This is a genomic window from Sphingomonas sp. (genome assembly GCF_042091075.1).
Lineage (GTDB): Bacteria > Pseudomonadota > Alphaproteobacteria > Sphingomonadales > Sphingomonadaceae > Sphingomonas.
Window position 1 is genome coordinate 25,392 of record NZ_JBELIE010000014.1, and the last position, 8,701, is coordinate 34,092.

An 8,701-nucleotide genomic window follows, 5' to 3' on the forward strand; every position below is an offset into this window, starting at 1 on the left:
ATGACTCTCCCGGATGATGGTTATGCGAGGCTGGCGAAGGCGGGAGCGGGGCGCAAGCCCTGCCGGTTCTACTCGGCCGGCCGGTCATCGCCGGGCAGCGCCGGTCGACGTCGCGCCGACCCGCCGTTCCGGCCCCGTCGCCGCGTCAGTAGAATGCCCGCAGCGTCAGGGTCCGCTGGGTCCCGTCGCACAGCGTCAGCGCGACGCGGCGGCCCGCCGTGCCGGTCGGCCATTGCCCAGCGGGGGTCGCGAGTGAGGCGCGCGTCACCGGGGCGCCATCGACCGCGCAGATCGTCTCGCCCGTCTTCCACCCCGCCGCCGCGGCCGGGCTGTTGCGCATGACGTGCAGCACGCGCAGGCGATCGGCGGCGAAGGCGAGCAGCAAGCCGCTGGTGGAGCGCTCGACCGCCGCCGCGCCGGTTTCGCTGAGCAGCATATGTCCGGCGCCAGGGTCGAGCAGCACGCGATAGCGTTGCAGGAAGCCCGATCCGATCCGACCCGCCACCCCGATCGTATCGGAGAAGCCGCCCGCAGGCTCGATCCGCACCTCCACATCGCGCGCCACCGGGTTGCCCAACGCGACGCGCGGCACGATCGTCAGCCCGGTTTCGACCGCGCCCGCAAGGCCGTAGGAGATCGTGCTGGTCGCGGGCGGCCCCAGCGTCGTCCGCGCCCAGGACGCGGCGCCGAGCGTCACTGCCGCGCCATCGCCGGTATCGACGATGACCGGCTTCAGTGCCACGCCGCCGATCGTCAGCGCACTCATATACAATTGACGATCCGGCGCGATAACCAGCGGGGCGGTGGCGCCGGCGAAGGGGATGCGGCCGCTGCGCAGCAGGCGGAACCGGCGGGTGCGATAATCGATGTCGAGCGCATAGGCGGCGGTCAGATCGCGCCCCACCAGCATGTCGACGGTCGCTTCCCCCGCCAGGCCCGCGCGGGTCGCGGCGGCGGGCAGGTCGGCGACGATCACGGTGCCGCCGCGCCGCGTCAGCCCGCCGATCGTCAGCGTGGCCGTCTCCGCCCGCCCCACCGGCAGCGTTCCGCCGATCACGTCCGCCCGCCCCACCGCGTGGACGGGCAGGCGCTGTTCGGTGGCGTAGCGCTGCGCCAGCACCGACACGCTCACCCCCGTATCGAGGATCGCGGTGACGGTGCGCCCGTCGAGTGTCATCGTGAAGCGGATCTGGTTGCCCGGGGTCAGCTCGAACGGCACCCAGCGCGCTTCGCTGTCGGGCGCCAGCGTGGTCACGGGTGCGACCCCCGTCGCGGCGGCGGATGCCGCGACCGGGGTGGCGGCGGCGAGAAGCATCGGCAACAACACCCGACAACCCTTAGGGAATCGTGGCGGGCGCGTCACGTAGGGCGCGCGTCACATCAGCGCCGCGTCACGGGCGAGGGGGTGCCGCCCGCGATCCCACCGGGAGGAGGAAGCCGCGCTCGCCGGCCGCGCTGTTACAGGCACGCCTCCAGGAACGCCTGGTCGAAGCCGAACTGCTTCGCCTTGTCGATCGTATAGGGGCGCAGGCCCATCGAGCGATATTCGCCGATGATCTTGCCGTCCGCGCTTTCGTCGAGATATTCGAACTTGAACAACTCCTGGGTGACGATCACCGGCCCTTCCATCCCGATCACCTCGGTGATGTTGGTGACGCGCCGGCTGCCGTCGCGCAGGCGCTTCACCTGGATGATCATGTCGACCGAATCGGCGATCTGACGGCTGATCGCCTCCTTCGGCACCTTGATGTCCGACATCATCACCATGTTCTCCATACGCGCCAGCGCCTCGCGCGGGGAGTTGGAGTGGAGCGTACACATCGAACCATCGTGGCCGGTGTTCATCGCGGCGAGCATGTCGAAACACTCGGACCCGCGGATTTCGCCCAGGATGATACGATCCGGGCGCATACGCAGCGCGTTCTTCACCAGGTCGCGGATGCTGATCTCGCCCTGGCCCTCCAGGTTGGCGGGCCGCGTTTCCAGCGGGAGCCAGTGGGGCTGCTGCAGCCGCAATTCGGCCGCGTCCTCGATCGTCAGCACGCGCTCGCCCGGGTCGATCATCTTCGACAGCGCGTTGAGCATCGTCGTCTTGCCCGAACCCGTACCGCCCGAAATGACGACATTGAACCGGCTGGCGCCCGCGATCTTCAGCGCGGTCGCCATCTTGGGGCTCATGCTGCCGAACCCGGCCATCATGTCGAGCGTGATCGGCTTGGCGGAGAATTTACGGATCGAGATCGCGGTGCCGCGCAGGGAGAGCGGCGGCACGATCACGTTGACGCGGCTGCCATCCTTCAAACGCGCGTCGGCCAGCGGCGTGGTCTGGTCGACGCGGCGGCCGACCGAATTGCAGATGCGTTGCGCGATCTGGAACAGATGCTCCTCGTCGCGAAACTGGACGTTCGCCAGCTCCAGCTTGCCCTTGCGCTCGACATAGGTCTGGTCGGGGCCGTTGACCATGATGTCGGTCACCGCCGCATCGGCGAGCAGTTCCTCGAGTGGCCCCAGTCCCAGCAACTCGTCGACCAGCACCTTTTCCAGCGCGAACTGTTCGCGCCGGTTCAGCGTCAGTTTCAGCTCGGCCAGCACTTCGCCGATGATCGGGCGGAATTCCTCCGCCAGCTCATCCTTGCCCAGCGTCGCGGCGGCTTCCGGGTCGACGCGCTCCAGCAGGCGTGGCAGCACCTGCTCCTTGATCTTGTGAATCGACGCCTCGAACCCCTCGGTACGGCTCTGCCCGGCGTCGCCGCTCGCATTCTGGCGGTCGGCGAGCCGCTGCATCGCGTCGATCTGCGATTGTGGCGTGGTATTGGTGATGTCGATCGCGCCGCGATCGGGCGCGAGCGCCGTGGGGTCGAGCGGCGGGAATTGCTCGCCCGCGGGCGTGGCACCCGCCGGCAACGGTTCGGGGCGGGGCGTCGCGCCCGGTACGGGCCCGCCCTGCATCGGGCGTGCGACACCGAAGCCGCCGCCGCGAGCCGTGCCACCCGTCATGCCGCCATTGCGACGCCCAAAAGCGCTCATCGTACCAGTCCCCAAGTCTTCCACGACGGGGCTAGGGGCGAAGGGTTGATATTCCTCTAACCATCAATCGCGGCGCAATGCGGCGAGAAAGGCGTGTTGCCGCACGGGCGCGGGCAGGAACGCATCCCGCGCGGTGCCCTCGGCGGTCGCGACCCGTCGCGCGGCATCCCGCGCGAAGGCGGCGTCGCCCGGCTCGATCGTCGCGGCCGGGAAATGCCGGCGCAGCGCGCCGTCGCTTTCCCCGAAAGCAGCGTGGGCGATCCCCCGGCCGGTCGCGGCGAGCAGCAGCGGCCCCAGGCTGGTGGGTGCGATTGTCCAGCGGATCGTTTCCCCGCGGCCGCCGCGCCGGCGGGCGGCCGGCGTCATGCCGAGCGCGCCCGCCTCGGCATAGAAGCGGCTCGGTGCGGCATAGCCGGCGTCATAGATCGCGTCGGTGACGCGCGGCGCATCGTGCAGTGCCTGCGCGGCGCGCTCCCGCCGTAGCGCGCGTGCGAAGGCGGCGGGGGTGACCCCGGTGGCGCGCTTGAACAGCCGGTGGAAATGGTGCGGTGCATATCCCGCCGCCGCCGCCAGTTCGGCGAGTGGCACCGGCGCGTCGGCGTGCGCGATCATCGCGGTCGCCCGCGCCACCGCGGCACGATCGCGCGCCACCGCGTCGGGCAGGCAGCGGCGGCAGGCGCGATAACCGCCAGCGCGGGCCGCGGCCGGATCGGCGAAGATCGCGACATGATCGGGATGCGGGCGCCGCGCCGGGCAGCTCGGCCGGCAATAGATCTTCGTCGTGCGCACCGCGACGACGAACCGCCCGTCGAAGGCGCGGTCGCGCCGCTCGAACGCGGCCAGCGCCTCCTGCGTATCGATGGGCATGGCATCGGTCATCCCGATCCTGTACGCCGATCCGGTGGCGCACGCATCCCGTGACTTGCGCTCAAACCGGACGTGCGATCGCGGCGGGCAGGGGAGGGAGCGGATGGACGATCCGGTGCTGGTCGAGCGCGTGGCCGACGGGGTCGCGCTGGTGACGCTTCATCGTCCGGCGGCGATGAACGCCTTGTCGATCGCGATGCGCGCCCGTCTGGCCGAGGTGATGCGCGCCCTCGATCATGACGAGGCGATCCGCTGTGTCGTGTTGACCGGCGCGGGAGAGCGCGCCTTTACCGCCGGACTGGATCTGACGGAACTGGGCACGCAGCCCGGCGCGTTGAGCGCGGCCAATGCAGTGGGGCCGGAGGCGAATCCGGTGCGGGCGATCGAATCGTGCCGAAAGCCGGTGATCGGCGCGATCAATGGCGTCGCGATCACCGGCGGATTCGAGGTCGCGCTGGCATGCGACATCCTGATCGCGGCGGAGCATGCGCGCTTCGCCGACACGCATGCGCGGGTCGGGGTGATGCCCGGCTGGGGGCTCAGCCAGAAACTGTCGCGCTGGATCGGGCCGGCGCGTGCGAAGGAACTGTCCCTTTCCGGGAATTTTCTCGACGCCGCCACGGCGGAGCGCTGGGGGCTGGTCAATCGCGTCGTGCCGGCGGCGGCGCTGCGCGGGGCGGCGATCGCGCTTGCCAGCGATATCGCTTCCGCCGATCCGGCCTTCGTAGTGGCGTACAAGCGGCTGATCGACGACGGTTATGCCCTGCCGTTCGGCGAGGCGATGGCGCTGGAGCACGAACGCTCCACCGCCGCCAATGCGCAGGTCACCCCCGAATCGGTCGCGGCGCGGCGGGCGGCGGTCCAGTCGCGCGGTCGCGCCCAGCGCGGGGCGCCCCCGACGTGAGGCATAGGTGAAACCCCCGCGTCATTCCCGGCGTGCCGCTCCGGTTGCATCCGGGTTTCCCCTTTGCTACGCGCCCGGCATCCCTTGCGAGGTGCGTGCCATACGCGCCATCCGTTCGCATGGGCCGACACCCTTGGGTTTTCGAGGAAAGTGAATCGCGTGGAGAGCTCCAGCGGTAATCAGGGCAGCAGCATCCAGGCCAGCCTCGGCGGTCGTTATGCGAGTGCGCTGTTCGATCTGGCGGTGGAGGCGAAGGCCGTCGACCGTGTCGAGGAAAGTCTGTCCGCGGTGCGGCAGGCGCTGGCCGAATCGGCTGAGTTCCGCACGCTGACCACCTCACCGGTGATCGCGCGCGGCGAGGCGGTGAAGGCGGTGCTGGCCACCGCCGACGCGGTGGGAGTGGACGCCACGACGCGCAGCTTCCTCGGCGTGCTGGCGGAAAACCGCCGGCTGTCGCAGCTGCCGCAGGTGATCCGCGCCTTTCGCGTGCTCGCCGCGCGGCATCGCGGCGAAACCACCGCGGAGGTGACCAGCGCGCACCCGTTGACCCCGGACCAGATCGACGAGCTGAAGCAGCAACTGCGCCGCCGCGTCGGTCGCGACGTGTCGGTCGACCTGTCGGTCGATCCCGAGATCCTTGGCGGACTGGTCGTCCGCATCGGTTCCCAGATGATCGATTCGTCGATCCGCACCCGTTTGAATGCGCTTGCCAGCGCGATGAAAGGCTGACGTAATGGATATCCGCGCCGCAGAAATCTCCAAGGTCATCAAGGACCAGATCGCCAGTTTCGGCACCGAGGCCGAAGTCAGCGAAACCGGCCAGGTGCTGAGCGTCGGTGACGGTATCGCGCGCATCTACGGCCTCGACAATGTCCAGGCGGGCGAAATGGTCGAGTTCGCCAATGGCGTGCAGGGCATGGCGCTCAATCTCGAAGCCGACAATGTCGGCGTCGTGATCTTCGGCTCCGATGCGGAGATCAAGGAAGGCGATACCGTCAAGCGCACCGGCACGATCGTCGACGTGCCGGTCGGCCGGGGGCTGCTCGGCCGCGTGGTCGACGGCCTTGGCAATCCGATCGACGGCAAGGGCCCGATCGTCGCCGAGAAGCGCAGCCGCGTCGAGGTGAAGGCGCCAGGCATCATCCCGCGCAAGTCGGTGCACGAGCCGGTGCAGACCGGGTTAAAGGCGATCGACGCGCTGGTGCCGGTCGGCCGTGGCCAGCGCGAGCTGATCATCGGCGACCGCCAGACCGGCAAGACCGCGGTGGCGATCGATACCTTCATCAACCAGAAGGGCGTCAATCAGGGTTCGGACGAGAGCAAGAAGCTTTATTGCATCTATGTCGCGGTCGGCCAGAAGCGCTCGACCGTCGCGCAGATCGTCCGCCAGCTCGAAGAGAATGGCGCGATGGAATATTCGATCGTGGTCGCCGCGACCGCGTCGGAGCCGGCGCCGCTGCAGTTCCTCGCGCCCTATACCGGCTGCGCGATGGGCGAATATTTCCGCGACAACGGCATGCATGCCGTGATCGTCTATGACGATCTGTCGAAGCAGGCGGTCGCCTATCGCCAGATGTCGCTGCTGCTGCGCCGTCCGCCGGGCCGCGAAGCCTATCCGGGCGACGTCTTCTATCTGCACTCGCGCCTGCTGGAGCGCGCGGCGAAGATGAACGATGACAACGGCAACGGCTCGCTGACCGCGCTGCCGATCATCGAGACGCAGGCGGGCGACGTGTCGGCCTATATCCCGACCAACGTGATCTCGATCACCGACGGCCAGATCTTCCTCGAAACCGACCTGTTCTTCGCCGGCATCCGCCCCGCGATCAACGTCGGCCTGTCGGTCAGCCGCGTCGGCGGCGCCGCGCAGACCAAGGCGATGAAGAAGGTGTCGGGCTCGATCAAGCTGGAGCTGGCGCAGTACCGCGAGATGGCGGCGTTCGCGCAGTTCGGCTCGGACCTCGACGCCTCGACGCAGAAGCTGCTCAACCGCGGTGCGCGGCTGACCGAGCTGCTGAAGCAGCCGCAGTTCAACCCGATGCCGTTCGAGGAGCAGACGGTGTCGATCTTCGCCGGCACCAACGGCTATCTCGACGCGGTCCCGGTCAATGACGTGACCCGTTACGAGGCGGCGATGCTGGCGTTCATGCGCGACAAGCACAGCGACGTGCTGACCACGATCCGCGATACGCGCGATCTGGGCGACGAGGCGAAGGGCAAGCTGAAGGCCGCGCTCGACGCCTTTGCGAAGACGTTCGCATAAGGGCTGACTCACAGATGACCGTCATCCCGGCCAAGGCCGGGGTTCAGTCCGACGGTGGAAACCGCATCCCGGCCGCGGCCGGGATGACGGCAAGAGGATAGAATGGCGTCACTCAAGGCCCTCAAGATCCGCATCGGCTCGGTGAAGTCGACGCAGAAGATCACCAAGGCGATGAAGATGGTCGCCGCCGCGAAGCTGCGCCGCGCGCAGGAAGCGGCGGTCGCCGGCCGTCCCTATGCCGAGCGGCTGGAGGCGGTGGTCGCCAGCCTGTCGCGCAACGTCGGCGTCGGCGCGTCGCCGCTGATGGCGGGCACCGGCAAGGATCAGGTGCATCTGCTGGTGGTCGCCACCTCGGAGCGCGGCCTGGCGGGGGCGTTCAACACCAACATTGTCCGCGCCGCGCGCCGCAAGGCGGAGGAGCTGGAGGCCGCGGGCAAGACGGTGCGCTTCTATCTGGCGGGCAAGAAGGGGCGCGTGCTGCGTCGCTTCTACCCGCAGGGCATCGCCGCCGATCATGACCTGTCGGAAGTGAAGACCGTCGCGTTCGACGATGCCAAGGCGATCGCGGACGATCTGATCCGCCGTTACGCGGCGGGCGAGTTCGACGTCGCTCATCTGTTCTACGCCAAGTTCCAGTCGGCGCTGGTGCAGATCCCGACCGGGCAGCAGATCATCCCGGTCGCGATTCCCGAGCGTGCCGAGCCGAAGCTGGCCAATGCCGGCGATGCGTCGGTGGAATATGAACCGAGCGAGGAAGCGATCCTCGCCGATCTGCTGCCGCGCAACGTCGCGATCCAGATCTTCCGCGCGATGCTGGAAAATGCGGCGTCGGAGCAGGGCAGCCGCATGACCGCGATGGACAATGCGACGCGCAACGCGGGCGATATGATCAAGCGGCTCAGCATCCAGTATAACCGCGCGCGGCAGGCGGCGATCACGACCGAGCTGGTCGAGATCATCTCCGGCGCCGAGGCGCTGTAAACGATGTCCGTCGCCCCTGCGACAGCAGGGGCCCCATGTCTCTCCGTCTTGAGAGACGCCGAGTGTTGAAATAGACATAGGCCCCCGCCTTCGCAGGGGCGACGAAGAGGTAAGACAATGGCCACCGTCCTAGAGGATCGCCCGACCGTTTCGGGCAGCAACAATGTCGGCCGCATCAGCCAGGTGATCGGCGCGGTGGTCGACGTCCAGTTCGACAACAACCTGCCCGCGATCCTGTCCGCGCTGGAAACCGACAATAACGGTCAGCGGCTGGTGCTCGAAGTCGCGCAGCATCTGGGCGAGAATATCGTCCGCACGATCGCGATGGACTCGACCGAGGGGCTGACCCGCGGCCAGAACGTCACCGACACCGGCGTGCAAATCCAGATGCCGGTTGGCCCGGCGACGCTGGGGCGGATCATGAACGTCGTCGGCGAGCCGATCGACGAGCGCGGCCCGATCGCCACCGACGTGCGTGCCCCGATCCACGCGAAGGCGCCGGAATTCATCGAACAGTCGACCGAGGCCGCGATCCTCGTCACCGGCATCAAGGTGATCGATCTGCTCGCGCCTTATGCGAAGGGCGGCAAGATCGGCCTGTTCGGCGGCGCCGGCGTCGGCAAGACGGTGCTGATCCAGGAACTGATCAACAACATCGC

Annotated in this window: 7 protein-coding genes and 1 pseudogene; 5 read left to right on the plus strand and 3 right to left on the minus strand. The window is 68.4% G+C overall.

Annotated elements, in window-relative coordinates:
• Nucleotides 1-145 precede the first annotated feature (145 nt).
• From ACFDSW_RS02750 to ACFDSW_RS02760, 3 genes are all read right to left on the minus strand, one after another.
• Entirely contained in the window at nt 146-1,327 is a 1,182-nt protein-coding gene (locus tag ACFDSW_RS02750; protein ID WP_375248744.1) for an aspartyl protease family protein, read from the minus strand.
• Nucleotides 1,328-1,458: 131 nt separating this feature from the next.
• A complete protein-coding gene (locus ACFDSW_RS02755) occupies nt 1,459-3,027 on the minus strand; it encodes a CpaF family protein (RefSeq protein ID WP_375248745.1) in 1,569 nt (522 codons plus the stop codon).
• A gap of 63 nt (nt 3,028-3,090) precedes the next feature.
• Complete coding sequence (locus ACFDSW_RS02760; protein ID WP_375248746.1) at nt 3,091-3,906, minus strand: Ada metal-binding domain-containing protein; 816 nt, start codon at nt 3,904-3,906, stop codon at nt 3,091-3,093.
• Nucleotides 3,907-3,997: 91 nt separating this feature from the next.
• Between ACFDSW_RS02760 and ACFDSW_RS02765 the strand changes: the two genes are divergently transcribed.
• The 5 genes and pseudogenes from ACFDSW_RS02765 to ACFDSW_RS02785 form a co-directional block, all read left to right on the plus strand.
• The gene (locus tag ACFDSW_RS02765) at nt 3,998-4,798 is read left to right on the plus strand and encodes an enoyl-CoA hydratase (RefSeq protein ID WP_375248750.1); all 801 of its coding nucleotides are present in this window, start codon (nt 3,998-4,000) and stop codon (nt 4,796-4,798) included.
• 159 nt (nt 4,799-4,957) lie between these two features.
• Nucleotides 4,958-5,527 carry a F0F1 ATP synthase subunit delta gene (locus ACFDSW_RS02770; RefSeq protein ID WP_375248747.1) on the plus strand — a complete coding sequence of 190 codons (570 nt, stop codon included), beginning with the start codon at nt 4,958-4,960 and terminating at the stop codon, nt 5,525-5,527.
• A gap of 4 nt (nt 5,528-5,531) precedes the next feature.
• The gene (gene atpA, locus ACFDSW_RS02775) at nt 5,532-7,061 is read left to right on the plus strand and encodes a F0F1 ATP synthase subunit alpha (protein WP_375248748.1); all 1,530 of its coding nucleotides are present in this window, start codon (nt 5,532-5,534) and stop codon (nt 7,059-7,061) included.
• Nucleotides 7,062-7,163: 102 nt separating this feature from the next.
• The gene (locus ACFDSW_RS02780; protein ID WP_375248749.1) at nt 7,164-8,042 is read left to right on the plus strand and encodes a F0F1 ATP synthase subunit gamma; all 879 of its coding nucleotides are present in this window, start codon (nt 7,164-7,166) and stop codon (nt 8,040-8,042) included.
• 117 nt (nt 8,043-8,159) lie between these two features.
• Nucleotides 8,160-8,701, plus strand: a pseudogene (locus ACFDSW_RS02785) (F0F1 ATP synthase subunit beta); the annotation flags it as partial.